General features: G+C 61.4%; 21 protein-coding genes and 1 pseudogene. 10 read left to right on the top strand and 12 right to left on the bottom strand.

Annotated elements, in window-relative coordinates; translation table 11 throughout:
• Nucleotides 1-136 precede the first annotated feature (136 nt).
• Nucleotides 137-898, bottom strand: a complete 762-nt coding sequence (locus tag EI969_RS09460; protein ID WP_160387309.1) for an SDR family oxidoreductase — start codon at nucleotides 896-898, stop codon at nucleotides 137-139.
• Between the two features lie 238 nt (nucleotides 899-1136).
• Between EI969_RS09460 and EI969_RS09455 the strand changes: the two genes are divergently transcribed.
• A complete protein-coding gene (locus EI969_RS09455) occupies nucleotides 1137-2141 on the top strand; it encodes an NADP-dependent oxidoreductase (RefSeq protein WP_160387307.1) in 1005 nt (334 codons plus the stop codon).
• A 119-nt stretch (nucleotides 2142-2260) separates the two neighbouring features.
• Here EI969_RS09455 and pyrF read toward each other — a convergent pair whose 3' ends face one another.
• Nucleotides 2261-2959 (bottom strand): orotidine-5'-phosphate decarboxylase, encoded by a 699-nt coding sequence (gene pyrF, locus EI969_RS09450; protein WP_160387306.1) that lies wholly within the window; start codon nucleotides 2957-2959, stop codon nucleotides 2261-2263.
• 296 nt (nucleotides 2960-3255) lie between these two features.
• Here pyrF and EI969_RS09445 point away from each other — a divergent pair, with 296 nt between their 5' ends.
• The 3 genes from EI969_RS09445 (at nucleotide 3256) to xopAW (ending at nucleotide 5838) form a co-directional block, all read left to right on the top strand.
• Nucleotides 3256-4014, top strand: a complete 759-nt coding sequence (locus EI969_RS09445) for a response regulator (RefSeq protein WP_160387304.1) — start codon at nucleotides 3256-3258, stop codon at nucleotides 4012-4014.
• The gene (locus tag EI969_RS09440) at nucleotides 4014-5063 is read left to right on the top strand and encodes a HAMP domain-containing sensor histidine kinase (RefSeq protein WP_160387302.1); all 1050 of its coding nucleotides are present in this window, start codon (nucleotides 4014-4016) and stop codon (nucleotides 5061-5063) included. The genes EI969_RS09445 and EI969_RS09440 overlap by 1 nt, the downstream gene beginning before the upstream one ends.
• A 130-nt stretch (nucleotides 5064-5193) precedes the next feature.
• Nucleotides 5194-5838, top strand: coding sequence for a XopAW family type III secretion system calcium-binding effector (xopAW, locus tag EI969_RS09435; RefSeq protein ID WP_160387300.1), 645 nt, complete (start codon nucleotides 5194-5196; stop codon nucleotides 5836-5838).
• A 108-nt stretch (nucleotides 5839-5946) separates the two neighbouring features.
• Here xopAW and EI969_RS09430 read toward each other — a convergent pair whose 3' ends face one another.
• The 5 genes and pseudogenes from EI969_RS09430 to EI969_RS09410 all read right to left on the bottom strand — a co-directional run bounded on the left by EI969_RS09430 (nucleotide 5947) and on the right by EI969_RS09410 (nucleotide 9792).
• On the bottom strand, nucleotides 5947-7002 hold the full coding sequence (locus tag EI969_RS09430) for an AI-2E family transporter (protein WP_160387298.1): 1056 nt from the start codon (nucleotides 7000-7002) through the stop codon (nucleotides 5947-5949).
• Nucleotides 7003-7071: 69 nt separating this feature from the next.
• Nucleotides 7072-7878: a DUF4892 domain-containing protein gene (locus EI969_RS09425; protein ID WP_160387296.1), complete on the bottom strand. Its 807-nt coding sequence runs from the start codon at nucleotides 7876-7878 to the stop codon at nucleotides 7072-7074.
• 32 nt (nucleotides 7879-7910) lie between these two features.
• Nucleotides 7911-8084, bottom strand: a pseudogene (locus tag EI969_RS09420) (glutathione S-transferase N-terminal domain-containing protein); the annotation flags it as partial.
• 50 nt (nucleotides 8085-8134) lie between these two features.
• On the bottom strand, nucleotides 8135-8989 hold the full coding sequence (locus tag EI969_RS09415; RefSeq protein WP_160387294.1) for an alpha/beta hydrolase: 855 nt from the start codon (nucleotides 8987-8989) through the stop codon (nucleotides 8135-8137).
• Nucleotides 8986-9792, bottom strand: coding sequence for an alpha/beta fold hydrolase (locus tag EI969_RS09410; RefSeq protein WP_160387292.1), 807 nt, complete (start codon nucleotides 9790-9792; stop codon nucleotides 8986-8988). The genes EI969_RS09415 and EI969_RS09410 overlap by 4 nt, the downstream gene beginning before the upstream one ends.
• Nucleotides 9793-9995: 203 nt before the next feature.
• On the opposite strand from EI969_RS09410, the gene EI969_RS09405 reads away from it, so the two are divergent.
• Nucleotides 9996-12986, top strand: a complete 2991-nt coding sequence (locus tag EI969_RS09405; RefSeq protein WP_160387291.1) for an RHS repeat domain-containing protein — start codon at nucleotides 9996-9998, stop codon at nucleotides 12984-12986.
• Here the strand turns inward: EI969_RS09405 and EI969_RS09400 are convergent.
• From EI969_RS09400 to EI969_RS09380, 5 genes are all read right to left on the bottom strand, one after another.
• Nucleotides 12983-13426, bottom strand: a complete 444-nt coding sequence (locus EI969_RS09400; RefSeq protein ID WP_160387289.1) for a hotdog fold thioesterase — start codon at nucleotides 13424-13426, stop codon at nucleotides 12983-12985. The two genes, EI969_RS09405 and EI969_RS09400, sit on opposite strands and share 4 nt — an antisense overlap.
• Nucleotides 13427-13458: 32 nt before the next feature.
• A complete protein-coding gene (locus EI969_RS09395; RefSeq protein ID WP_160387287.1) occupies nucleotides 13459-15126 on the bottom strand; it encodes an AMP-binding protein in 1668 nt (555 codons plus the stop codon).
• 198 nt (nucleotides 15127-15324) lie between these two features.
• Nucleotides 15325-15780 (bottom strand): phosphohistidine phosphatase SixA, encoded by a 456-nt coding sequence (sixA, locus tag EI969_RS09390; RefSeq protein WP_160387285.1) that lies wholly within the window; start codon nucleotides 15778-15780, stop codon nucleotides 15325-15327.
• Nucleotides 15777-16124 carry a DUF4389 domain-containing protein gene (locus EI969_RS09385; RefSeq protein ID WP_160387283.1) on the bottom strand — a complete coding sequence of 116 codons (348 nt, stop codon included), beginning with the start codon at nucleotides 16122-16124 and terminating at the stop codon, nucleotides 15777-15779. The genes sixA and EI969_RS09385 overlap by 4 nt, the downstream gene beginning before the upstream one ends.
• Before the next feature lie 31 nt (nucleotides 16125-16155).
• Complete coding sequence (locus tag EI969_RS09380) at nucleotides 16156-17181, bottom strand: NAD(P)H-dependent glycerol-3-phosphate dehydrogenase (protein ID WP_160387281.1); 1026 nt, start codon at nucleotides 17179-17181, stop codon at nucleotides 16156-16158.
• 237 nt (nucleotides 17182-17418) lie between these two features.
• Here EI969_RS09380 and EI969_RS09375 point away from each other — a divergent pair, with 237 nt between their 5' ends.
• The 5 genes from EI969_RS09375 (at nucleotide 17419) to fabB (ending at nucleotide 24309) form a co-directional block, all read left to right on the top strand.
• Nucleotides 17419-19494 (top strand): TonB-dependent siderophore receptor, encoded by a 2076-nt coding sequence (locus EI969_RS09375; RefSeq protein ID WP_256678290.1) that lies wholly within the window; start codon nucleotides 17419-17421, stop codon nucleotides 19492-19494.
• Nucleotide 19495: 1 nt separating this feature from the next.
• The gene (locus EI969_RS09370) at nucleotides 19496-20416 is read left to right on the top strand and encodes an ABC transporter substrate-binding protein (RefSeq protein WP_160387279.1); all 921 of its coding nucleotides are present in this window, start codon (nucleotides 19496-19498) and stop codon (nucleotides 20414-20416) included.
• On the top strand, nucleotides 20413-22314 hold the full coding sequence (locus EI969_RS09365; protein ID WP_160387277.1) for an ATP-binding protein: 1902 nt from the start codon (nucleotides 20413-20415) through the stop codon (nucleotides 22312-22314). Before EI969_RS09370 ends, EI969_RS09365 begins: the two co-directional genes overlap by 4 nt.
• Nucleotides 22315-22561: 247 nt before the next feature.
• Nucleotides 22562-23077 (top strand): 3-hydroxyacyl-[acyl-carrier-protein] dehydratase FabA, encoded by a 516-nt coding sequence (fabA, locus tag EI969_RS09360; protein ID WP_003227150.1) that lies wholly within the window; start codon nucleotides 22562-22564, stop codon nucleotides 23075-23077.
• Between the two features lie 11 nt (nucleotides 23078-23088).
• Nucleotides 23089-24309, top strand: a complete 1221-nt coding sequence (gene fabB, locus EI969_RS09355; protein WP_007974551.1) for a beta-ketoacyl-ACP synthase I — start codon at nucleotides 23089-23091, stop codon at nucleotides 24307-24309.
• Nucleotides 24310-24461: the final 152 nt, after the last annotated feature.

Below are 24461 nucleotides of genomic sequence, written 5' to 3'. Positions count from 1 at the left end.
CAAACAGTTAATCACAGGAGTATTCGAAGGCATGTGCGACAACGCCGCCAAAAACATTCGAACTAATCATTTGCAACACATTGCCCGATCCCTTTGTGAAACCAAAAAACCTGCGGGAGCGGCGGTGCGTCACTTGTTAAAAGGCAGTAACGCCACCATCCACCGCCAGCGAATGGCCGGTAGTGAACGCCGCGCCATCGCTGCACAGGTACAGCACCGCGCTGGCGATCTCTTCGACCTTGCCGATGCGACCGACCGGGTGCATGGCGTTGGCGAACTCGGCTTTTTTCGGGTCGGCTTCATAAGCACGACGGAACATATCGGTGTCGATCACCGCCGGGCACACGGCGTTGACCCGGATCTTTTTCTTCGCGTACTCGATGGCTGCCGACTTGGTCAGACCGATCACCGCATGCTTGGAGGCTGCGTAGATGCTCATTTTCGGCGCGGCCCCAAGGCCGGCCACCGATGCCGTATTGACGATCGCGCCGCCCCCTTGCGCCAGTAGCAACGGCAGCTGGTATTTCATGCACAACCACACGCCTTTGACGTTGACGCCCATGATCGCGTCGAACTCATCGAGCGTACCTTCGGCCAACTTGCCTTTCTCGATTTCGATGCCGGCATTGTTGAAGGCATAGTCGAGACGACCGTAAGTATTGATCACCTCATCCATCAGGTTTTTTACATCGCTTTCCAGGGTAACGTTGCAGCGCACGTAGGTCGCTTCGCCACCGGCCGTACGAATCAGCTCCACCGTGCCCTCTCCGCCCGCCGCGTCCATATCGGCAACCACGACCTTCAGGCCCTCGGCGGCGAATGCCTGTGCGGTCGCGCGGCCAATACCGGCGGCCCCGCCTGTCACCACGACCACCTGGCCGGAAAACGTCATGCTCATTGTTATGTCCTCGAAGAGATGAAAGCGGAAGATCGCGCAGGACCAGTCTAGCCATGACGGTCTTGAACACGGCAGCACTATCAAGACTCCGGTTGGGCCCCCATGAGTTGCAGTGATGGAACTTCCGTACCAACTATCACTGCACTGGATCAGCATGCATTCGCCGCATCAGCCGAACTTGCGGCATCGGCGCTGACGGGCTATCAACAAGGCTTCATTCACTTTGAGTGCCTGCCCCATGACCTCCCTGACCAATCGCCAATTCCTGCTCGCCAAACGTCCGGTTGGCGCGGCGACCCGCGAGACATTCACTTACCAGGAAGTACCGGTCGGCGAACCGGCGGCGGGTCAGATCCTGGTCGAAAACCAATACCTGTCCCTGGACCCGGCCATGCGCGGCTGGATGAACGAAGGCAAGTCCTACATCCCGCCGGTAGGCCTGGGTGAAGTCATGCGCGCCTTGGGTGTAGGCAAGGTCATTGCCTCGAACAACCCGGGGTTCGCGGTCGGGGACTACGTGAATGGCGCCATTGGTGTGCAGGATTATTTCCTCGGCGAGCCACGAGGTTTCTATAAGGTCGATCCGAAACTGGCACCTCTTGAACGTTACCTGTCCGCATTGGGCATGACCGGGATGACCGCGTACTTTGCCCTGCTCGACGTCGGCGCTCCGAAGACCGGCGACACCGTGGTGTTGTCGGGTGCGGCCGGCGCCGTGGGCAGCATCGCCGGGCAGATCGCCAAGATCAAAGGGTGCCGTGTCGTCGGCATCGCCGGCGGCGCGGACAAGTGCAAGTTCCTGATCGATGAACTGGGTTTCGATGGCGCTATCGACTACAAGAACGAGGACGTCCTCGCCGGCCTCAAGCGCGAGTGCCCGAAAGGCGTCGACGTGTATTTCGATAACGTGGGTGGCGACATCCTTGATGCGGTGTTGAGCCGTCTGAACATGAAAGCCCGCGTGGTGATTTGCGGAGCCATCAGCCAGTACAACAACAAGGAAGCGGTCAAGGGACCGGCCAACTACCTGTCACTGCTGGTCAACCGTGCGCGCATGGAAGGTTTTGTGGTGATGGACTACGCCGCCCAATACGCCAGCGCCGCTCAGGAAATGGCCGGTTGGATGGCCAAGGGCCAACTCAAGAGCAAGGAAGACATCGTCGAAGGACTGGAGACCTTCCCGGAAACGCTGATGAAATTGTTCAGCGGGGAGAATTTCGGAAAGCTGGTACTGAAGGTCTGACACAGCCCTTGTAGGAGCGAGCCTGCTCGCGAAGAACTCAAAGACACCGCGTTTATCCATGATATGCGCGCCATCGTTGACGACCATCGCGAGCAGGCTCGCTCCTACAGGGTTGGTGTTTAAGCCAATTCGGCCACAACCGAAGCCAGTGCCTTGGCCGGATCTGCCGCCTGGCTGATCGGACGGCCGATCACCAGATAGTCGGAACCGGCATCCAGCGCCTGACGCGGGGTGAGGATACGACGCTGATCGTCCTGGGCGCTGCCCGCCGGGCGAATCCCCGGAGTTACCAGTTGCAGCGACGGGTGCGCGGTTTTCAGCGCCTGGGCTTCCAGGGCCGAGCACACCAGGCCATCCATCCCGGCTTTCTCCGCCAGGGCGGCCAGGCGTAGCACCTGCTCTTGTGGCTCGATGTCCAGGCCGATGCCCGCCAGGTCTTCACGCTCCATGCTGGTCAATACGGTCACGCCGATCAACAGCGGTTTCGGACCGTTGCGCTGATCCAGCACTTCACGGCACGCGGCCATCATGCGCAGACCGCCGGAGCAATGCACGTTGACCATCCACACGCCCATTTCCGCAGCCGCCTTGACGGCCATCGCGGTGGTGTTCGGGATGTCGTGGAACTTGAGGTCCAGGAACACTTCGAAGCCCTTGTCGCGCAGGGTGCCGACGATTTCCGAGGCGCAGCTGGTGAACAGTTCCTTACCGACTTTGACCCGGCACAGCTTCGGGTCCAACTGATCGGCCAGCTTCAGTGCGGCGTCACGGGTAGGGAAATCCAGGGCGACGATGATAGGAGTCTGGCAGGCGGACATGAGTGGGCTCTCAGGCAAGTCGAAATCGGCGCGCATTGTAGCGGAACCAGCGCCGCTGCGGGACCCGATGATCGGTAAATCGTCGAGACGGCTCAGGCAAGACTAGCCCCTGAAGCCATTGTGTCGAGTTCGATACACACATGACACGCCCGCAACACCCGCGCCCGCTACCCTCGGCAACCGCAACGGGTCCTTACAACAGCACTTCCCGCCTCAGGGCCGGACGCCTATGCTGGAACCACAACCTCGCAGCCTATCTTTGTGGTTGGCAGCCTATCTGGCAGATGAACGCACGCATGCACAACACCCCAGCACCCGTGAACGACGACCAAAAAACGCCAGGCGACGACAAACGCTGGAGCATTCGCGCCCTGATCGTCGACGATGACGTCCCGATCCGCGAACTGATGATCGACTACCTGGCTCGGTTCAACATCCACGCCAGCGGCGTCACCGATGGTGCCGCGATGCGCCTGGCGATGCAGGCGGAGCATTTCGACGTGGTGGTGCTCGATCTGATGCTGCCCGGTGAAGACGGTCTGTCGCTGTGCCGCTGGCTGCGTGCCGAGTCGGACATTCCGATCCTGATGCTCACCGCCCGCTGCGAACCGACCGACCGGATCATCGGCCTCGAACTCGGTGCCGACGACTACATGGCCAAGCCGTTCGAGCCTCGCGAGCTGGTCGCACGAATCCAGACCATCCTGCGTCGGGTGCGCGATGACCGCAGCGAACAGCGGGCGAACATTCGTTTCGACAATTGGCGCCTGAACAGCGTATTGCGCCAACTGATTGCCGACAATGGCCTGGTGGTGCCGCTGTCCAACGCCGAATTCCGCCTGCTCTGGGTATTTATCGAGCGTCCGCGTCGCGTGCTCAGCCGCGAACAACTGCTGGACGCCGCTCGCGGTCGTTCGATCGAAGCCTTCGACCGCAGCATCGATCTGCTGGTGTCGCGCCTGCGCCAGAAACTCGGCGACGATCCCAAGGCTCCGCAGTTGATCAAGACCGTTCGCGGCGAGGGCTACCTGTTCGATGCCCGAGACATCGGCTGATGCGCGGGCGCTTCGATACGCTGTTCGGCCGCCTGTTTGGCGTGCTGTTGCTGGCGATTATCCTCGCGCACCTGCTGGCGTTCGCCTGGTTTCATCATTACGGCCCACCGCCACCGCCGCCTCCTGCGGAGTTTTCCGAAGGCCTGGACGGGCCACGTCCGCCACTGGACCCGCGCTTCGAGAAGCGGCCACCACGGCCATGGTTCGGCGGCCCCCTGGTGCCGCTCACCTTTCAATTGGTCTCGCTGATCATTGCCGCCTGGTACGGCGCCAAACTCCTGAGTCGACCGATCCAGCGTCTGAGCGATGCGGCCGAGCGCTTGAGCGAAAACCTCGACAGCCCGCCACTGGAAGAGTCCGGGCCACGGGAAGCACGGCAGGCGGCGCACACGTTCAACAAAATGCAGCGGCGCATCCTGGAACAGGTCAAGCAGCGCTCACGCATGCTCGGCGCCGTGTCCCACGACCTGCGTACGCCGCTGTCACGGCTCAAACTGCGGCTGGAGAAAATCGACGACGACAAGCTGCAAGGCCAGATGCGCCAGGACCTCGACGACATGATCAGCATGCTCGACGCCACCCTCACCTACCTGCATGAACAGCGCACCAGCGAAGCCCCGCAGTGGATGGACGTGCAGGCACTGGTGGAGTCCCTGAGCGAAAACGCCCAGGACCAGGGCGCAAACGTCCAGGCCAGCGGCCACTGCGCGCCCCTGCAGGTTCAGCCGATGGCCTTGCGTTCTTGCATCAACAACCTGATGGACAATGCCCTGCGCTACGCCGGACAGGCGCTGATCACTCTGGAGGACCAGCGCGAACAACTGGTGATTCGGGTCATCGACCATGGCCCGGGTATCGCCGCCGAACAACGTGAAGCCGTGTTCGAACCCTTCTTTCGCCTTGAAGGCTCGCGTAATCGCAACTCCGGTGGCGTTGGACTGGGCATGACCATTGCCCGCGAAGCCGCGCAACGAATGGGCGGCCAACTGACACTGGAAGAAACCCCCGGTGGTGGCCTGACAGCGCTGATTCGCCTGCCGCGAACCTGAGCCACCCACAGGTTCAGCGACTTTTTTGTGTGTACCACTCGGTACAAACTCCACATACCCGCGACAACTCGCCCCTTGAGTCTGGATCAGCCGGTACACCACCGGTTTATCTTTCCAGGGAGTGAGCCCGATGATCGGTAGCATCAGCAGCAATTACTCGAACTACACCAGCACCAACAGCACATCCAATAGCGCTCGCAGCCAGCAATTCCAGAAGGACCTGCTGGCCAGACTCGACAGCAACACCGACGGTACGGTCGATCAGGATGAACTCGAAAGTGCCTTGTCGCAGAAATCCGACGACGGATTGCTGGTCAGCCTGAGCAAGAATTTCACCGACCTCGACAGCGATGGCAGTGGCAGCCTGAGTAGCGAAGAAATGGCCACGATGGCGCCCCCGCCGCCTCCACCGGGCGATATGGCACCCAATACCGACCTCGCTGACGCACTGATCAGCGCGCTGGATGCCGACGGCGATGGCGTTATCAGCAGCGATGAGCTGAGTAATGGCCTGAGCAGTGCCAGCAGCAATTCGTCGACCAGTACCGACACCAGTGCCGCGCTGCTCAAGGCGCTGGACAGCGATAGCAGCGGTGACGTCAGCAGTGACGAACTCAAGGCGGCCCTGCAGGCCGGTCGCGAACAGAACACCGACAGCACCACCGATCAGGCGCGCGTCAACGATGCATTGCAGAAAATGATCGCCAACCTGAGCAAGCAATACTCACTGGACAACGTGGCGAGCGTGGGCAAACACCTGAACGTGGCGACCTGAGTCAAAAAGCTCGCGAATCGGATTGCAGGAGCCGGCTTGCCGGCGATGGCGGTCTTGAAGTGCCATCGCCAGCAAGCCGGCTCCTACATTGATGGATGCAAGGAGGTTTCAGGGCAGGCGATCCTCGACCCGTGCCTGAGTCTTGCTCCAGTCGATCAACAGGCTGTAGGCCACCGCCAGCAATGTCGGGCCGATGAACAGGCCGATAAAACCAAAGGCTATCAACCCGCCAAACACCCCGAGCAGCACGATGACCAGCGGCAGGTTACCGCCACGGCTGATCAGGTACGGCTTGAGCACGTTGTCGACGCCGCTGATGACGAATGTGCCCCAGATGCCGAGGAATATGGCCATCCCGTAATCGCCTTTCCAGGCCAGCCACGCGGTCGCCGGAATCCATACCAGTGGCGGGCCCATCGGGATCAGGCTGAGCATGAAGGTCACGATGCCAAGCACCAGCGCACCCGGTACGCCAGCGATCAGGAAGCCGATCAGCGCGAGGATCGCCTGGGCCGCCGCCGTGCCGATCACGCCGTTCACCACCCGCTGTACAGTGCCCGCCACCAGCTCGATGTAGTAGCCGGCCCGCTGACCGATCAGCCGCTCCAGCAACGTGTGGACAAACGCCGCCAGGCGCGGCCCGTCACGATAGAAAAAGAACACGAAGACGATGCTCAGGGTCAGTTCGAGAATACCGCCGCCGATCTGCGCGCTGCGCGCCAGCAACCAGTTACCCACCTGCCCCAGATAAGGCTTGAGCGACACCATCATCGCCGCGCCCTGCTCATCGATGCTGTTCCAGATCCCGACCAGCCGCTCGCCCACCAGGGGAATCGCCCCCAACCAGTGCGGTGCTTCGGGCAGCCCCTCGACCTGCGCATCCTTGATGAATGCGGTGGCATCACGCACATGATCGGCGAGGTTGAACCCCAGCCACACCAGCGGTGCCGCGACCAGCACCATCCAGCCCAGCGTCAACAATGCCGCCGCCAGCGACTCGCGGCCATTGAGCCAACGGGTCAGCAAGCGCATCAACGGCCAACTGGCAAATGCCAGGACCGCGCCCCAGAACATCGCCGACCAGAACGGCGCCATCACCCAGAAGCTCGCGCCGAACAGCACCACGAGCAGGATCTGCACCAACAGGCGATCGTTATTGATCATCAAGAATCCCGAAAATGTCAGTCAGCAAAAGAGTAGGCGAACGCAGCCTGCACGTTCGCCCGGTACAGCCTAGCGCAATAGCTCGATGTGCAGGCCAGAGCCTTCGGCACTGCCGGTTTCCAACCGCGCGGCACGCACGCCCTGGGTAATCAGGGCCTGACGCCAGGCTTCGGCGTTCGCTCCGGAAATACTGACCCGCAAAGTGGTGTCCAGATTCAGTCCGCGAGAAATCAAACGCAGCCAGGTCGCGTCAGGGGCGCTGTTCAACGTGGAAAAATCGAGCTCGCCGGTGCTCTTGAGTTCACGCAGCAAAGTCGCGGAGGTCGGCAACAACTCGCCCAGCGGTGCCGAAGCGTCGAACTGTTCGACATGCAGGTAGGCTTTGCGATTACCGCGGGTAATGCCGTACAGCGCGACGAGCGTGTTTTCCCGTGGAGCGGCAAGGCGCAGCAGAAGATAGGCTTGTTGATCGTCGGCGCCGTACAGCTTGGCATTGCCGAAGACTTCATTGGCCCAGAGGCTGCTTTCGCCGCAATCACGCGCCTGGCACCAGAAGAGCAACCCGGCGTCCTGCTTTTGTAAAGCCTCACGGGCAACGGTAAACGCCTCGAGGGAAGAATGCTCCGGCGGCAACTCGTAGGTCACCGACGTGACGTTGCCGCGAGCGCTGACCTGACCGTCGAAGCGTAACTGGCCACTGATCTTGCGGATCGAACCCAAGGGGTAGATCCGCTCCAGCTCGGCGGCGGGGCGATAATCGACAATCTGCGCGTCGACCATGCGCGGCACTATCGGCAGGTCCTGACTGCCTGGAACATCGGCGGCGAACAACAAGGGACTGAAACTGCACAGCACCAGCAGACTGAATGAACGCATGGATAGACTCATCGGATCAGCATGGCCTGGGCACGGTCGACAATCGCCGGAATCCGGCCATTGGGGTTGATCTTGAGGAAGTCCGCGGACTTCTGTTCCTTCTTGTCGAAACTCAGGGCATGCACCGTGTAGGGCAGGCCGAGTTCCTCGAGCACGATAGAGACCTTATGGCCATTCGGGGTCGCAGCGGTGTAGAGATCTATCATGGTTGTCTCCCTTTTCAACCCGCCAAGCCTCGACAGTTGCCCGGCGCAAGTCAAGGAATGGCGAAAAACCGATTGAAACAGTCTGCGACAAGATCGGCACCGGCTTCGTCATTGAGGTGCAAATGGTGGCCGCCAGGCAGCTGTACACGGCTAAAGGGTAGACGCTCCAGCAATTCAGGATGTTTGGCGAGCATGCCGTCAGCCGCGACCACCAGTGTTGCTGGACATTTGATCCGCTGGACGAAGGCCATGGCCTGTTCCGTGGTCAGGCGCAGTGGCGACGGCAGCGTGAGGCGATTGTCGGTGCGCCAGGTGTAACCGCCCGGCACCGGCATCAGCCCCCGCTGCGCCAGCAGTTCGGCAGCTTCGCGACTGACCGCCACCAACCCTTTCATGCGCGCCTGGATGGCACGGTCGAGGGTGTCGTAGACCGGTTTGCGCTTTTCCCGCAGATCCAGTTGCGCCTGCAGAGCCATGCCCATGCGCTCGGCAGCGTTTTCACCCTTGTCTGTCGGTGGAATGATGCCGTCGATCAACGCCAGGTGGGTGATCCGCTCGGGCATCGATCCGGCGATGATCAACGAAGCGATCGCGCCCATCGAATGTCCCATCAGCGCAAATTTCTTCAATCCCAGCTGTTCGGCGACCTGCAGCACATCGTGGGCATAGTCCCACATGGCGTAGCCGGCGCCCGGCGGGCGATGGCCGGAATGACCGTGACCGGCCATGTCCAGGGCGATGATGCGCAGGCCTTTGAGTTTCGGCGCCAGACGGGCAAAGCTGTTGGCATTGTCCAGCCAGCCATGCAGGGCAATGACCGGCAAACCGTCTTCAGGCCCGAACAGGTGCGCCGCCAGTTCGATGTGCGGCAGGCTCAGGCGGACTTCTTCGACGACGTGACTCATGCGCAATCCTGTTGTCGACGGCCGCCCCAACGATGGAACAGGCCTTTGAGCATTTGTGCGGTATCAAGGGGACGTTCGAGCGGAAACATGTGGCCGCCGGGCATGGTCAACGACTCGCCCAACGGCAGGCGGTCGACCGAACTGGCGTGATGGCGCATCACCACACGGCTGTTGTGCCCGCGAACCACCGCCAGTGGCACCTGCAACTTGCGGGTGCTGCCTGGACTCGTGTGCGGCACGCCGCGATAGATGCTGATTTCCGTGGCCGGATCGAACCGCAGGCGCAGCTTGTCGTCGACCCGGTGCAAGCCATGTTGCAGGTAGGCATCGAAGCACTCCGGGTCGAAGCCGCGAAACAGGGTTTTGCCGGCAAAATACTTGCGGGCGCTGTCCAGGTCGGCGAACTCCTCTCGGCGGCCCAGGGTGCGCCCGGCCGGGGTCAGGCGATCAATGAAACCGAAGCGTTTGGCCGCACGAATGACCCATCGATCGGCTCGGGTCAGCACTGGCGAGTCGAGCATCACCACCCCGCGATACAACTCGGGGCAGCGCAAGGCCGCATGCAGGTGCAACACGCCACCGAAGGAGTGACCGACGCCCCACACGGGCTCGGCCTGTTGTTGCAGATGATGGATCAGCTCATCCACCAGGTTGTACCAGTTGTCGTCCGCCGGGAAACGCGGGTCGTGGGCGTGCTGCTCCAGATGCGTCACCTGAAACTCGGGTGCCAGCGCCGCAAACAACTTGCCATAGGTCCCCGAAGGAAAACCGTTGGCGTGGGCGAAAAAGATCTGTTGCGACATACCTGCAAATCCATGAGCGAAACAAAGGCTGATTGTCCGCAAAGAAACATCTTGCAGCAATGACCGTAACTGCCAGGAATGATGACAGACCTGCCGTGGCTATGGCACCACCGTGGGCGCCACCTGTTACTTCTGACAGTTGACTGTCAACCGGCATCAAGTGGATAAGAAGGGCTATTTGTCGAGCCATGAGCACATTCAGGATGACCCACGCCAACACTCCGGCCATCCAGGTTTTTGACCCTCGCGGGCTGAGCGTGCGTGGTGTGGGGTATCTGCGGCGCGAGAATGCGTCGACTCCGCAGCCTTGCATCACTCAGCAGGAATATGACGGCGCCGGTCGCGCCATTCTCAGTCGTGATCCACGCCTGTTCCGTTTACATCAGGACGGCCAAACGGCAGTCAATCAGCAGAACGTTTTCAGTTTGTCGGACGCGGTCATCCTTGCGCAAAACAGCGACGCGGGCTGGCGCCTGGGATTGCGCGGCGCCCATGGGCAAAGTGTTGAAGGATGGGATCAGAAACTCAGTCAGAGTCGCGTCGCCTATGATCTCCAGTGTCGCCCGGTCGCCAGTTTCGAGCGCGGGTGGCAAGGACCGGAACGTTGTATCGCACGGTTCACCTATGCCAGTACCGAGGCCGATGCCGTCCGAAACCTGCGCGGTCAGTTGATTCGGCACGACGACACCGCAGGCACCCTGCTCTTCACCGGGTTCAGTCTCAACGCTACGCCGTTGCAACACGGCCGCGCCTTCATCGCCGACCCGCAATGGCTGGTGGACTGGCCCGAATCAGAGCCTGAACGCGACGCCTTGCTGGAGAGCGAGCGAGCCATCACGCGCCTTCAGTGCAACGCCGCCGGCGAGCCTGTCAGCCAGACCGATGCATTGGGCAACCGGCAAACGTTCATTCATACCTGCGCAGGCGAACTGCGCGAAATCCGCGTGAAGCTTGCCGGACCGGCCGATGAAACGACACTGGTCCGGGATATCCGGTACAACGCCTTCGCCCAGATCGAACTGCAACGTGCGGGAAACGGCGTTGTTTCATGTGCGACTTATCGGCCCGAGGACGGTCGACTGCAACACCTGAAAGCCCATGTAACAGGTCAACCGGCCCTGCAGGATCTGACTTATGAGTATGACGCGGTGGGCAATGTCACAGGCATCACCGACGCCGCCGAAGCGACTCACTATCATCGCAACCAGCGCATCGAACCCGTCAGTCGCTATCGCTACGACAGCCTCTACCGCCTGATCGAGGCCAGTGGCCGGCAACTACGCAACGCGGCGGGTGGACCACAGCTGCCGGATTTCCAGTGCGCTGCCGACCCCGGTCAGCTGGAGAACTACACGCGTTTGTACACCTACGATGAAGCCGGCAACCTGACGATCATGCAGCATCAGGCCGACAGCGCCAGCCGCACCGAACTGACGGCTGTGGCACGGTTCAGCAATCGCAGCCTGCCCGAAAAAGCCAATGGCGAGCTGCCCGACGAACAGGAAATCGCCTTCGGTCATGACCCGAATGGCAACCGTACCGGCCTTCAACCGGGGCAAACGCTGCAATGGGATCTGCGCAATCAACTGCGGCAGGTCGATCAGGTGGTGCGTGAAGATGAACCGGACGATTGCGAGTTCTATGTGTACGACGGCACTGGTCAGCGTCAACGAAAAATCCGTCGGGCCTACACCGGCACATTGATCCGCACCCACGAAACACGATACTTGCCAGGTATGGAAGTGCGCATTTCTGCCGAAGAGACGCTCCACGTCCTGACGATCAAGGCCGGACGCTGTACGGTGCAAATCCTGCACTGGCAGGCCGAACCGCCAGCCGGAATCTCCCAGGACCAGCATCGCTACAGTTTTACCGATCATTTGGGTTCCAGCGCTCTGGAGCTGGACAAAACAGCCCTGCTCATCTCCCGGGAAAGTTACTACCCCTACGGCGGGACCTGCTGGTGGACCGGGCGCAACAAGCTCGAAGCCAGCTACAAGACGCTGCGCTATTGCGGTCAAGAGCGGGATGCCACCGGGTTGTACTACTACGGGTTGCGCTATTACGTACCCTGGTGCCAACGCTGGCTCAACGCGGACCCGGCGGGAATTGCCGATGGGTTGAACCTGTATGCCATGGTGCATGGCAATCCGATCGGGCACGTGGATCTTCAGGGGCTGATCACCGTGGGAGAGGTGTTCGGTGCAGCCGCCGCGACGCTTGGCCGCGACGGTGTGAGTGCCCTGGCCGGTGGCTTTGTCCGGTACTTTGCAGGACAAGGACTGGAGCAGCTGGCAAGCACGTCCACGGATGATCCGGATGCCCGGTCGGTTGCCCCCGCCGCCAATCTGGCGCTGACCCTTGCAGGCGCTACGGTCGGGGCATTCGCGGGTGGATCCATGGGGGTGGGCGCGGGAAGCAACATCGCCTCCCGATACAGCAACAACCGCGCTGCGCAGTGGGCAGGCGCAGCCATCGGCGGGTTGGTCGGCGCGGCAGCAGGTGCCGCTACCCCGCTCTATTCCTATTGGAGCAACCCTGAAAGCCTCAATGCAGTAGCCGTCAGCCTCATCACCAGCGCGGTCGGCAATCTGACACGGGAAACAGGGCAACGCATCAGCGCAGAACTGGGCCCCAGACTTTCACTCCCGCCGTCAGGTGTCGCAAGTGCCCTGCGCACAGGCGTCTATGGCGGATTGCTGTTCGCTGGCGGCATGATTCGCGAAGAGCTTCCGCCCCTGTCAGACGTCGCCATCAATGCCGCCGTCGAGGGTCTTGATGGCGTATCCATCGTCATTATCAATGCCTGGCGCGGAGGCACCTTCACCCGGGGCACTAATGCATTGAGCAGACCGAATGGCCTGGAAGTGCTGTATGGCTGGGCTACGCGCACGGCCGGCTCAGGCTTGACCGCCTCGCTGACATTCATGTCCACCCCGCTGACCGGCGCGATTGCCAACCCCAATCTGCGGATGGGCGCCATTGCTGCAATGGCTACCCTCACAGAACTGCGAACGTATTTGGGGCAACATGTTCAACGCGGCATCGCCGCATTGTTCAGATATGACGATGCAGACTTCGTGCTGGACCACTTCACCCAGGCGAACAGCCTGTGGAACGGGCACCCGGACATACCCACTGACAACGCACTTCCAATGATAGCGTTCAGGTCCCGTGCTTCGAGCTTGCCTTAACGCGCTGGCGGTGCCTCACCCAACGGCACCACCGCCATGGTCAGCCGCGACACGCAACTGGCCTTGCCCTCATCGCTGGTCAGGCGAATGTCCCAGACATGGGTCGTGCGGCCGATGTGGATCGGCCTGGCCACCGCCGTCACCCGGCCGCTGCGCAGGCCGCGCAAATGGTTGGCGTTGATTTCCAGGCCCACGCAATAGAACTTGCTGGCATCGATGCACAGGTAGCTGGCCATGGAGCCGACCGATTCGGCCAGCACCACCGAGGCGCCGCCATGCAGCAAGCCGTAAGGCTGATGGGTGCGGTGATCGATGACCATGCTGGCGGTCAGGGACTCCTCGTCGAAGGCTTCGAAACGGATGTCCAGCACTTCGCCGATGGTGTTTTTCTGGATTGCGTTCAACTGTTCGATGTTCGGGGTGGTGCGCCACAGGCTCATCGCAGAGTTTCCTTGTTGGTTTTGTTCGTGGATCAATCCTGCCACAGCACGGCTTCGCTGCGCTCGCTCCATTCCTCGAAGCGCCCACCGTAAGCGGCTTCGATCACGTTGCGCTTGATCTTCAAGGTCGGCGTAAGAAAGCCGTTTTCCACGGCCCAGCTGTCCTTGACCACCACTAGGCGCCGCAGTTGTTCATGCTTGTCGAGGGCGCCGTTGACCTCTTCCAGCAGTTTTTCCAGGCTCGAATGCAAGCCGACGCGCCCGACCCCGCCGGCATCCTGCTGGCCGACCGCCGACAACACGCACAACCCCAGCGGTGCACTCAAGCCATCGCCCACCACACAGACCTGTTCGATGCGCGAATGCACGGCCAGGCGATTTTCGATCGGTGCCGGCGCCACGTATTTGCCTTTGCTGGTCTTGAAGATTTCCTTCAGGCGCCCGGTCAGGCGCAGATTGCCTTCTGCGTCCTCCTCGCCCTTGTCGCCGGTGCGCAGGAAGCCGTCCTCGGTAATGGTTTCAGCGGTTTTTTCCGGCTCCTTGAAATAGCCGAGCATGGTCGCGCCACTGCGCACCATGACCTCTCCCGTCTCGGCGATCCGCACTTCGACTTCCGGGCACGGCTTGCCGATCCAGCCCGGTTTGTTCTGGCCCGGCATGCAGATGTGCGAATAACCGCAGCTCTCTGTCATGCCGTAGACCTCCAACACGTCCAGCCCCAGCTTGCGGTACCACAGCAACAAGGTCTGCGGCACCGGCGCAGCGCCGGACAGCGCAATGCGCAATGCATCCAGGCCCAATCCGGCGAGAACCTTATGCCCGACCCGTTTGCCGATAATCGGCAGGCCGAGCAGGAAGTCGAGGCGTTTTGCCGGGATCTTGCTGTACACGCCCATCTGGAACTTGGTCCAGATGCGTGGCACGCCAAACAGCGCGGTCGGGCGCGCACGCTTCAGGTCGGTGAGAAAGGTGTCGAGGCTCTCGGCGAAAAACACCGTCTGGCCGGTATAGATCGACGCCAGTTCGACGAACATACGCTCGGCAACGTGGCATAGCGGCAGGTAGGACAGCAACCGGTCCGACTCGTTGAGGCCGAACAACGAAGTGCCACGCGTGGTGGCGAACCCCAGATTGCCGAAGCTGTGCATCACCCCTTTGGGCATGCCCGTGGTGCCGGATGTGTAAATGATGGTCGCCAGTTGATCGGCGCCAGGCTTGGGATTGTCCTGGATCGGCGAGCTGCGTTGCAGGTCGGCCCAGCTGAAATCGAACATGCCCGGCGGATGCAGGGGCAGGCTGACGGTCGGCAGGTCGGGGCTGACGCCACGGGACATGCCAGGCCAGTCGTCGAGCTTGCCGATGAACGCCAGCGCCGCTTCCGAGTGTTCGAGCACCTGGGCAACCGACTCGGCGGTGAGGTTGGGGTACAACGGCACCGACACGTGGCCGGCCATCCAGATCGCCAGGTCGGCAATGATCCAGTGCGCACAGTTCTTCGAGATCAGGGCGATATGGCTGCCCTGCGGCAGTTCCCGCGCCCGCAACCAATGGGCCGCGCAACGGGCCTGATGACCGACGTCGGCCCAGGTCAAGGTCTCGACCTGGCCGCCTCCCACAGGCTGGACCAGAAAGCGCTGGCGGGGATGACGGGCCTCACGCTCGTAGAAAACGTCCAGTGGCAAACGAAAAGCAGCAGACATGCGACTCGCTCCTGTGATTTTGGTCTGGAGCAAGCGTAGTCAACCAAGCAAGTGCTTGGTTGACTATTTTATTCAAAACCTTCGGGGTGAGTCGTACCTGTGGGAGCGTGGCTTGCCCGCGATGCAGGCGCCACGGTTCCTCAGGTAAACCGAGTCGATGCCTTCGCGGGCAAGCCACGCTCCCACAGAAAAGCGGCGCTACGGGTGCTTGATGCTGTCGAGTTTCATCGACCCGACCAGCAGCTCATCACCCTTGAGCTCCGCCAGACCGGCAGTGCTGACCCTCTCTGGCGGATGTCCGGCACCATGTTGCAGGTAGCTCAGCAGATTCCCCACCAGCGGGTTGTGACTGACCAGCAACACGTTGCTGACCGCGACCATCTGTTCGGCCACCTTGTCCGGCTCCGTGTCCGGTGTCAGCCACTCGACGGTACGGATTTCCGGTTCGAAACCCAATGCATCCCGTACCAGCTGCGCGGTTTGCTGCGCTCGCCGGTACGGGCTGGCGTAAATGCCGGTCAGCGGCTGCCCCACCAGCTCTGCGGCGACTTTCAATACTTCCTTGCGACCGTTTTCCGTCAGTTCCCGCTCCGAATCGTGGGGACGGGAGCCGTGCGGTACAGCTTCACCATGACGCAATACCCAGAGTTTCATAGCTTGGGTTCCTCATCTCGGGCCGGATGCGGTGCCGGTGCCACGACATGCGGCGCTTCACCTTCCGGCGTACGCGGCGTCGGCCAGTCGGCGAACGGCCAGGGCTTCTGGTCGCTGTGAAAGCTGCCGAACCGGCCGATCTGCGCCAGAAACTGGCTCAGGCTGTCGCCGAAGTTCATCAGGCTGGCGCTCGGGGCGCCATAGAACAAACGATAGATCAACTGCACCAGCACGACGGCGCCAAGGATGAACTGCGCCACTTGCCACACCAGCACGAAGACGATCATCCACAACGCGCGCAGGAGGATGGACTCGTATTGGGCTTCTACTTTTGGATCGTTCATGCGCAACTCCCTGCTTTTCTGGCAAGCGTGATTAGTTGAAACCACTGGTGGAAATAAAGTCGACGTCGGTTTTCGGCTCGCCACGCATCAACAGACCGATGACCTGCTCCAGCGTGCGCCCCTCGAACAGGATCGCGTGAAGCCCGGCGACCAGCGGCATGTACACGCCAACCTCCTGAGCCTTGGCCTTGAGTACTTTAAGGGTGTTGACCCCTTCGGCGACCTCGCCCAGGCGTGTGACGGCTTCGTCCAGGCTCAGGCCCTGGCCGAGGGCGAAGCCGACCTGATAGTTGCGGCTTTTGGGCGACGAACAGGTCACGATCAGATCGCCCACGCCCGCCAGGCCCAGGAAGGTCATCGGGTTGGCGCCCTGATTCACCGCAAAACGGGTCATTTCCGCCAATGCCCGGGTGATCAGCATGCTCTTGGTGTTTTCCCCCATGCCCAGCGCCACCGCCATGCCGGCAATGATCGCGTAGACGTTTTTCAACGCCCCGCCCAACTCCACGCCGAAACGGTCGGCGCTGGCGTACACACGAAAGGTGCGGCCATGCAGCGCGGCCTGGACCTGCTGGCACAGCGCTTCGTCTTCACTGGCGACCACCGTGGCGGTCAGCGCATGCTCGGCGATTTCACGGGCCAGGTTGGGGCCGGACAGGACGCCGATGCGCGCCTGCGGGGCGATCTCTTCGAGGATTTCGCTCATCAGCTTGAACGTGTGGGCTTCGATGCCCTTGGTCAGGCTCACCAGCATCTTGCCGGTCAGGCGATCGGCGTGCGGCACCAGCACCGAGCGCAGTGCGCTGGACGGCAATGCGACGAAACACAGGTCACAGGCATCCAGGGTGGCTTGCAGGTCGGTCACCGCTGTGACGCCAGGCAGAATCTTGATGCCTTTGAGGTAACGCGGGTTTTCGCGATTGACCCGAATGGCCTCGGCCTGTTCGGGGTCACGCATCCACTGAAGGACCTGATGCCCGTTCTCGGCCAGCAGATTAGCCACGGCGGTTCCAAAACTTCCGCCTCCCAGGACCGCAATCGGGCGCTGTTCAGTCATATGCAATCCGTTAATCCATACCAGTGGCGATCTCGGCATTATACGGGGCAGCCCATCGGCGGCCAGCCCCGACATCAAATACAGCTACCCGTAGGAAGAAGACCAATAAAGCCGAGGAAAATGCAGACATCGTGAATGGAAAAGTCGTTCGGCTCGGTTAACATGCGCGCCATCAATCATGGACAGGGATGTGTTGTGTCGGCTCCTTCACCGCATTCGCCTCTGGTACTGGCGCTGATGTTCAGCTCGCCATTGCTGGCCGACGATCTGTTCCTGGACAGCGAACAGCTGCCGCAGGTGCTCACGGCCACGCGCCTGAAGCAATCGCCGGCCGCGGTTCCCGGAAGCATGACGGTGATCGACAGCGCCCTGATCCACGCCAGTGGTGCCCGCGACATCAGCGAGCTGCTGCGACTGGTGCCGGGGATGATGGTCGGCAACATCAGCGGCAATCAGGCGGCGGTGAACTACCACGGCACCAATGCGACGCAAGCGCGGCGCATGCAAGTGCTGATCGACGGGCGCTCGGTGTATCGCGCCGGCCTGGCCACGGTGGACTGGAGTGACATTCCGGTGGCCATGGAGGACATCGAGCGCATCGAAGTCTTTCGCGGGCCGAATACCGTCAGCTACGGCGCCAACGCCCTGATGGCGGTGGTCAATATCATCACCCGGCGGCCGGCCGACAGTCACGGCACGCGCCTGAAAGTCACCCGGGGCCAGCGCGGCATCAACGACTTTTACGCCAGCCAGGGCATGGGTTGGGAAGACGGTGACTTGCGCCTGTCCCTGTCCGGCCAGCAGGACGACGGCTTCGACACTGACCGAACCGGAGCCGACTATCATGACAGTCGCCGCCTCGATCGCTTCAACCTGGCCGTCAGCCAGGCCCTCGACGAACGGCAAAGCCTCGATTGGCAATTGAATGCCAAGGACGGCACCAACCAGCGACCCTATACCTACCGACCGGTGTTCCCGGGGATTACCCGCGCGGGCGACGACTCCGACGTCACGGCCAAGGACTACGCCGGCTCATTGCGCTGGAATCTGGACATCAATCCCGACCACAGCCTTTATATCCAGGGCTCGGCCCAACACTGGGATCGCCAGCAAACCTGGCGTGCCTGCGACGCAGAAGTGTCGTTCAGCCCGCAACTGACCGAACTCTGGCAGTTGAACCCGAACTACACCGAACGGCTGGCCCGCAACATCACACGCTTCATCGGCCGTGGCGCGCCGGCCGGCACACCCGCCGAGCAGGCGGTGGCCAACCAGGTACTCGATCAATGGCGCAACGGCGCGAGCCAGACCGTTTGTGGCGACATCGACCAGAGCACCCGGGAATCGCGCTACGACCTCGAACTGCAGGACACCCTGAGCCTTGCCGATAACCTGCGGCTGGTCAGCGGCATGAACTATCGTTACGACCGGGCGGATTCCGAGACCTACTTCAATGGCACTCTCGATGACACGATCTGGCGGGCGTTCGGCCAGTTCGAGTGGCGCGCCAGCGAACACTGGCTGCTGCAGGGCGGTGCCATGTTCGAGGACACCCGCTTGATCGGCAGCTCGCTGACACCTCGCATGGCCGTGAACTACCTGATCAATCCGCGCCACGGCTTGCGTGCGGTGTATTCCGAGGCTGTGCGTTCGCCGGACATGTTCGAGAACAACGTCAACTGGAGCTATCAGGTCTCCAACCTCAGGCCCGGCGCCTTTGGCCAGTCCAGCGCCCGCTATTTCGTCAGGACCCGCGGCCCCGGCGACCTTGATCAAGAGCACATGCGCTCCCGGGAACTGGGCTACAACGGCTACTTTCCGGAGCCTGGGCTGGCGCTCGACGTGAAGCTGTTCCACGACGAAATCACCGGCATGATCAGCGAACCACTGCGCAACAATCAGTACATCGCCAGCAATGCGAACAAAGAGCGTTTTACGGGAGCCGAAACCCAGCTGGACTGGCGTGTCGGCAACCTCGATCGCCTGCGATTGACCTATGCCTACGTCGATGCCGACGCCAGCAACCCGCTGGATGCCAGGCAGACCGCACGCAACAGCGGTTCGGCCGGATGGCTGAGGGATTGGGGACAAGGCTGGAACAGTGCGCTTTTCTATTATGGCGATGACGCCCTCAACGGCTATCGCTTCGAACGGGTCGATGCGCGCATTGCCAAACGCATCGCCTTGGGCAAGGCCAGCCTGGAACTGGCCGGAGTGCTCCAGCAGCGGTTGGACAATCAGCCAGCCACCTTCAACGACAACAACTATGACCAGCGCCACGTGATGTATTTCAGCGCGGAGCTGGAGCTTTAGGATGCGTTATCGCCCGGCCTGGAAAATGCCGTCCCTGGGTCGGTTGCTGGCCATGCTGTGCCTGTTGTTCGGCAGCCCGGCGGGTAACGCCGCCGACATTTTGCTCACGGGGGCCGAAGACAGCCCCGGTGTGCGGGCGTTTACCCAGGCCTTGAGCGAGTTGCGACCGAGCGACAACGTACGATTCCAGGCACTGGCCAGTTTGCCGATCCCCGACAGGTTGCCGGAAAACATCCGTTTGATACTGCTCGACCTGCCCAGCCTCGACTGGCGCCTGCAGGACGCCGAGGGCCCGGCGACACTGGTGCTGCGCATCAGCCGCCTGCAAGCCCGGCAACGCTTGAACAACACGCTGCCTGCGCGTCTTTGCCTGCTATGGAGCGATCCACCCGTGGATCGCCAGTTGCGCTTGACCCACACCCTGTTACCCCAAGCCAAACGCATCGGCGTGCTCTACGACAACCACAGTGAGTTCCTGTTGGCTGAGCTGCGTGAAGCCGCCCGCCCCCTGGGTCTCGAGGTGGTCACCCAGCGCTGGGACAACATTCACGACAGTCGTCCGTTGCAGGCCTTGCTGAAGAACAGCGACGTGTTGCTGGGCCTGGACGACGCCGACCTGTACAACCCGCAAACCGCAAAAAACCTGCTGCTGAGCAGCTACTCGCGCCAAGTGGCGCTGATCGGACCCAACGCCGGATTCGTCAAGGCCGGGAGCCTGGCCAGCACCTATAGCGATCAGGACGATTGGCTGGCGGTACTCAACGAATTGCTCGACCGGCCCCCGGCCACCTGGCCGCGCAGCCATTATCCCCAGCGATTCAAAGTCGCGAGCAACCCGCAAGTAGCGCGCTCCCTGGGTATCGAGCAGATCAACGAAGCGTCTGTCGCCACGTTGCTGGCTGAAGGAGAACGCCGCCCATGAACTTTCGCCGTCGCTGGGACATCAACACCCGCACCCAACTCATCAGCCTCGGCCCTGCCCTGCTGCTGACCTTGTTGCTGATCAGCTTCTTCACCTTCGTACGCATTCAGGATCTGCGTCAGGAAATCACTCACACCGGCCAATTGATCGCCAACCAACTGGCCCCCGCCACCGAATACGGGGTGATCTCGGGCAACAGCGAAGTGCTCGAAACCTTGCTCAAGGCAACGCTGGCCACGCCCAACGTGAGCTTTCTGGAGATCCAGGACAGCGCCAACCGGGTTCTGGTGTACGTCGAACAACCGAACGAACACCACAACCGCGCGCAACAACTCGAAGTATTCCAGGCACCGATCCGGCTCCAGCGCATCGCGCTGCACAATGACTTTTTCCAGAGCAGCAAAACCGTCAGCGCGGCCCCCGCCGAAGACTATCTGGGCCGGGTGATCGTCGGCCTGTCCAACGATGCCTTCAGCCGTCGCCAGCAGGAAATCGTCCTCAAGGCTGCGATTCTGGCGCTGTTCGCCCTGCTGTTTACCTTCATCGTGGCCCGGCGTCTGGCGGGCAGCCTGTCGCAACCGATCCGTGATATCGGCAATGCGGTCAAGGCGATTCAGGACGGCGACTACAAAACACCGCTGCCCATTGTCGACGACGCCGAACTGGGGGCGTTGTCGCAACACATCAACAACCTCGCCAGCGGTCTCGAACAGGCCAGCCGCGAACAGCATCAAGCCATGGCGCAGTTGATCCAGACACGCGAAGAAGCGGAAAAGGCCAACAACGCCAAGTCCGACTTCCTCGCCATGATGAGCCATGAACTGCGCACGCCCATGAATGGCGTACTGGGCATGCTGCAGTTGTTGGAAACCACCGACATGACCGAGGAACAGGTGGAGTACGCGGCGCTGGCCTCGGAATCCACCGAGCACCTGCTCAAGGTCATCAACGACATCCTCGATTTCTCGCGGATCGAACGTTCGGAACTGGAGCTGGAGCACATTGCGTTCAACCTCAGCGACCTGATCGGCAGTTGCGCCCAGTCGTTCCAGCACAGCGCCGCACAACGCGGTCTCGACCTGCAACTGATGATCCCCGACGACATGCGCAGCCTGCAGGTCAAGGGCGACCCGACGCGTATCCGGCAGATTCTGGTCAACCTGGTCGGCAATGCGTTGAAGTTCACCGAACAGGGCCGCGTCACCATCGAGGCACAGTGGCAATCGCTGGATCACGAGTTGCTGTGGTTCACCTGCACCGTGCGCGACAGCGGCATCGGCATTCCGGCGCAAAGCCTGGAATTGATGTTCAACGCGTTCCAGCAGGCCGACAGCTCCATTTCAAGGCGCTACGGCGGCACCGGGCTGGGCCTGCCGATTGCCCGCACCCTCGCCGAACGCATGGGTGGCACCCTGCGTGCGCAGAGTGAGGAAGGCCGCGGTTCGGTGTTCACCCTGGAAATTCCCCTGGCACTGCACCAGCAGACACAACCGCCGCTGGCGCCACGCGCGCAACCGCGCAACAGCAACGGCGAAGGACGCAATGTGCTGCTGGTCGAAGACAATCCGGTCAACCAGACGGTCATCGAAGCCATGTTGCGCAGCCTGGGTTTCAAGGTCAGTGTCGTGGCCGACGGCGCCCAGGCGGTACGCAGTGCCGAGAGCCTGATTTTCGAAGCGATCCTGATGGATTGCCGCTTGCCGGTCATCGATGGCTACGAAGCCACCCGGCAAATCCGCAAGCTGCCCGGTTGCACCGACCTGCCGATCATCGCGCTGACTGCCAACGCCCTGCAGGGCGATCGCGAAGCCTGCCTGTCGGCAGGGATGAACGATTACCTGGCCAAGCCGTTCAAACGCACTGATCTGCAGCAAATTCTGCAACGTTGGGTGCAGTAGTGCAGGCCTTTCGACCATCTGCGACTGGCGTGAAAGGCGAAAGTGCGGCAGTCTTAGGCACCCGTACAGGCCCGAAAAGGGGCTTGAATAAAAATTTCAGTGCACAAGTGTACATTCATGTCCTTGGTGCTGTGACTTTCACCACAACGCAATAGTCTATGAGTAGGCTGCCGGTTCGAGGCATGAACGCTTCGATCGGCCGGGAAGATTTGCCCCACCTGCCGCATGGGACTATTGAGGAGCTCGCATGACCAAACAAAACGCCTTTACCCGGGAAGACCTGCTGCGCTGCAGTCGCGGTGAGCTGTTCGGCCCAGGTAACGCGCAACTGCCCGCCCCGAACATGCTGATGGTTGATCGCATCACCCTGATCAGCGAAGAAGGTGGCAAGTACGGCAAAGGTGAATTGGTCGCCGAGCTGGATATCAATCCGGACCTGTGGTTCTTCGCCTGCCACTTCGAAGGCGATCCGGTGATGCCGGGCTGCCTGGGCCTCGACGCCATGTGGCAACTGGTCGGCTTCTTCCTGGGCTGGCAAGGCCTGCCGGGCCGTGGCCGTGCGCTGGGTTCGGGCGAAGTGAAATTCTTCGGCCAGGTCCTGCCGACCGCCAAGAAAGTCACCTATAACATTCATATCAAGCGCGTCCTCAAGGGCAAGCTGAACCTGGCCATTGCCGACGGTTCGGTGACTGTCGACGGTCGCGAAATCTACACCGCCGAAGGCCTCCGGGTCGGCGTGTTCACCTCCACTGACAACTTCTAAGGGTTATCCGCATGCGCCGCGTCGTTATCACTGGTCTGGGCATCGTTTCTTGCCTGGGCAATGACAAAGAGACCGTCTCCGCTAACCTGCGTGCAAGCCGCCCTGGCATCCGGTTCAACCCGGAATATGCCGAAATGGGTCTGCGTAGCCAGGTTTCCGGCTCCATCGACCTCAACCTTGAAGAACTGATCGATCGCAAGATCTATCGCTTCGTCGGCCACGCGGCAGCTTATGCCTACCTGGCCATGAAAGACGCCATCACCGACTCCGGTCTGACCGAAGAGCAGGTGTCCAACCCGCGTACCGGCCTGATCGCCGGTTCCGGTGGCGCATCGACCCTGAACCAGATGGAAGCGCTGGACATCCTGCGCGAGAAAGGCGTCAAGCGCGTCGGCCCATACCGCGTCACGCGGACCATGAGCAGCACCGTTTCGGCTTGCCTGGCCACTCCGTTCAAGATCAAGGGCCTGAACTACTCCATCGCTTCTGCCTGCGCCACCAGTGCTCACTGCATCGGTACCGCCATGGAACAGATCCAGATGGGCAAGCAGGACATCGTCTTCGCCGGTGGCGGTGAAGAAGAGCACTGGAGCCAGTCGTTCCTGTTCGACGCCATGGGCGCCCTGTCCAGCAAGCGCAACGACACCCCGGAAAAAGCCTCCCGTGCCTACGACGCTGACCGTGACGGTTTCGTCATTGCCGGTGGTGGCGGCATGGTCGTGGTTGAAGAGCTGGAACACGCTCTGGCCCGTGGCGCAAAAATCTACGCGGAAATCGTCGGCTACGGCGCGACCTCCGACGGCTACGACATGGTTGCCCCGAGTGGCGAAGGCGCGATCCGCTGCATGCAGCAGGCGCTGTCCACCGTCGACACCCCGATCGACTACCTGAACACCCACGGCACTTCGACTCCGGTCGGCGACGTCGCGGAAATGAAAGGTGTGCGTGAAGTGTTCGGCGACAAGGCTCCGGCCATCAGCTCCACCAAGAGCCTGTCGGGTCACTCCCTGGGCGCCGCCGGCGTTCACGAAGCGATCTACTGCATGCTGATGATGGAAGGCAACTTCATTGCCGGTTCCGCCAACATCGACGAACTGGACCCTGAAGTGGCCGATCTGCCGGTGCTGACCAAGACCCGCGAAAACGCCACCATCAACACCGTGATGAGCAACAGCTTCGGTTTCGGTGGCACCAACGCCACGCTGGTACTGAAGCGTTGGGAAGGCAAGTAATTTCCCGCTGCTGAACCGCACATGAAAACGCCCCGACTGGTTCGGGGCGTTTTTTTTTCCTCAAAAACATGGCGCCAGTGTCGCTTTCGTAGGAGCCGGCTTGCTGGCGATGGCATTTTCAAGGACGCCATCGCCAGCAAGCCGGCTCCTAC

Origin of the sequence: Pseudomonas sp. PB101 (genome assembly GCF_009764265.1) — a bacterium.
Lineage (GTDB): Bacteria > Pseudomonadota > Gammaproteobacteria > Pseudomonadales > Pseudomonadaceae > Aquipseudomonas.
The sequence above is the reverse complement of the archived record's forward strand: the minus strand, read 5'-3'. Positions and strand labels throughout refer to the sequence as shown.

Bases quoted from the DNA above. Each gene is read 5' to 3' on its own strand.
- EI969_RS09460 (WP_160387309.1), bottom strand. From the start codon at position 898: ATGAGCATGACGTTTTCCGGCCAGGTGGTCGTGGTGACAGGCGGGGCC.
- EI969_RS09455 (WP_160387307.1), top strand. From the start codon at position 1,137: ATGACCTCCCTGACCAATCGCCAATTCCTGCTCGCCAAACGTCCGGTT.
- pyrF (WP_160387306.1), bottom strand. From the start codon at position 2,959: ATGTCCGCCTGCCAGACTCCTATCATCGTCGCCCTGGATTTCCCTACC.
- EI969_RS09445 (WP_160387304.1), top strand. From the start codon at position 3,256: ATGCACAACACCCCAGCACCCGTGAACGACGACCAAAAAACGCCAGGC.
- EI969_RS09440 (WP_160387302.1), top strand. From the start codon at position 4,014: ATGCGCGGGCGCTTCGATACGCTGTTCGGCCGCCTGTTTGGCGTGCTG.
- xopAW (WP_160387300.1), top strand. From the start codon at position 5,194: ATGATCGGTAGCATCAGCAGCAATTACTCGAACTACACCAGCACCAAC.
- EI969_RS09430 (WP_160387298.1), bottom strand. From the start codon at position 7,002: ATGATCAATAACGATCGCCTGTTGGTGCAGATCCTGCTCGTGGTGCTG.
- EI969_RS09425 (WP_160387296.1), bottom strand. From the start codon at position 7,878: ATGCGTTCATTCAGTCTGCTGGTGCTGTGCAGTTTCAGTCCCTTGTTG.
- EI969_RS09415 (WP_160387294.1), bottom strand. From the start codon at position 8,989: ATGAGTCACGTCGTCGAAGAAGTCCGCCTGAGCCTGCCGCACATCGAA.
- EI969_RS09410 (WP_160387292.1), bottom strand. From the start codon at position 9,792: ATGTCGCAACAGATCTTTTTCGCCCACGCCAACGGTTTTCCTTCGGGG.
- EI969_RS09405 (WP_160387291.1), top strand. From the start codon at position 9,996: ATGACCCACGCCAACACTCCGGCCATCCAGGTTTTTGACCCTCGCGGG.
- EI969_RS09400 (WP_160387289.1), bottom strand. From the start codon at position 13,426: ATGAGCCTGTGGCGCACCACCCCGAACATCGAACAGTTGAACGCAATC.
- EI969_RS09395 (WP_160387287.1), bottom strand. From the start codon at position 15,126: ATGTCTGCTGCTTTTCGTTTGCCACTGGACGTTTTCTACGAGCGTGAG.
- sixA (WP_160387285.1), bottom strand. From the start codon at position 15,780: ATGAAACTCTGGGTATTGCGTCATGGTGAAGCTGTACCGCACGGCTCC.
- EI969_RS09385 (WP_160387283.1), bottom strand. From the start codon at position 16,124: ATGAACGATCCAAAAGTAGAAGCCCAATACGAGTCCATCCTCCTGCGC.
- EI969_RS09380 (WP_160387281.1), bottom strand. From the start codon at position 17,181: ATGACTGAACAGCGCCCGATTGCGGTCCTGGGAGGCGGAAGTTTTGGA.
- EI969_RS09375 (WP_256678290.1), top strand. From the start codon at position 17,419: ATGTTCAGCTCGCCATTGCTGGCCGACGATCTGTTCCTGGACAGCGAA.
- EI969_RS09370 (WP_160387279.1), top strand. From the start codon at position 19,496: ATGCGTTATCGCCCGGCCTGGAAAATGCCGTCCCTGGGTCGGTTGCTG.
- EI969_RS09365 (WP_160387277.1), top strand. From the start codon at position 20,413: ATGAACTTTCGCCGTCGCTGGGACATCAACACCCGCACCCAACTCATC.
- fabA (WP_003227150.1), top strand. From the start codon at position 22,562: ATGACCAAACAAAACGCCTTTACCCGGGAAGACCTGCTGCGCTGCAGT.
- fabB (WP_007974551.1), top strand. From the start codon at position 23,089: ATGCGCCGCGTCGTTATCACTGGTCTGGGCATCGTTTCTTGCCTGGGC.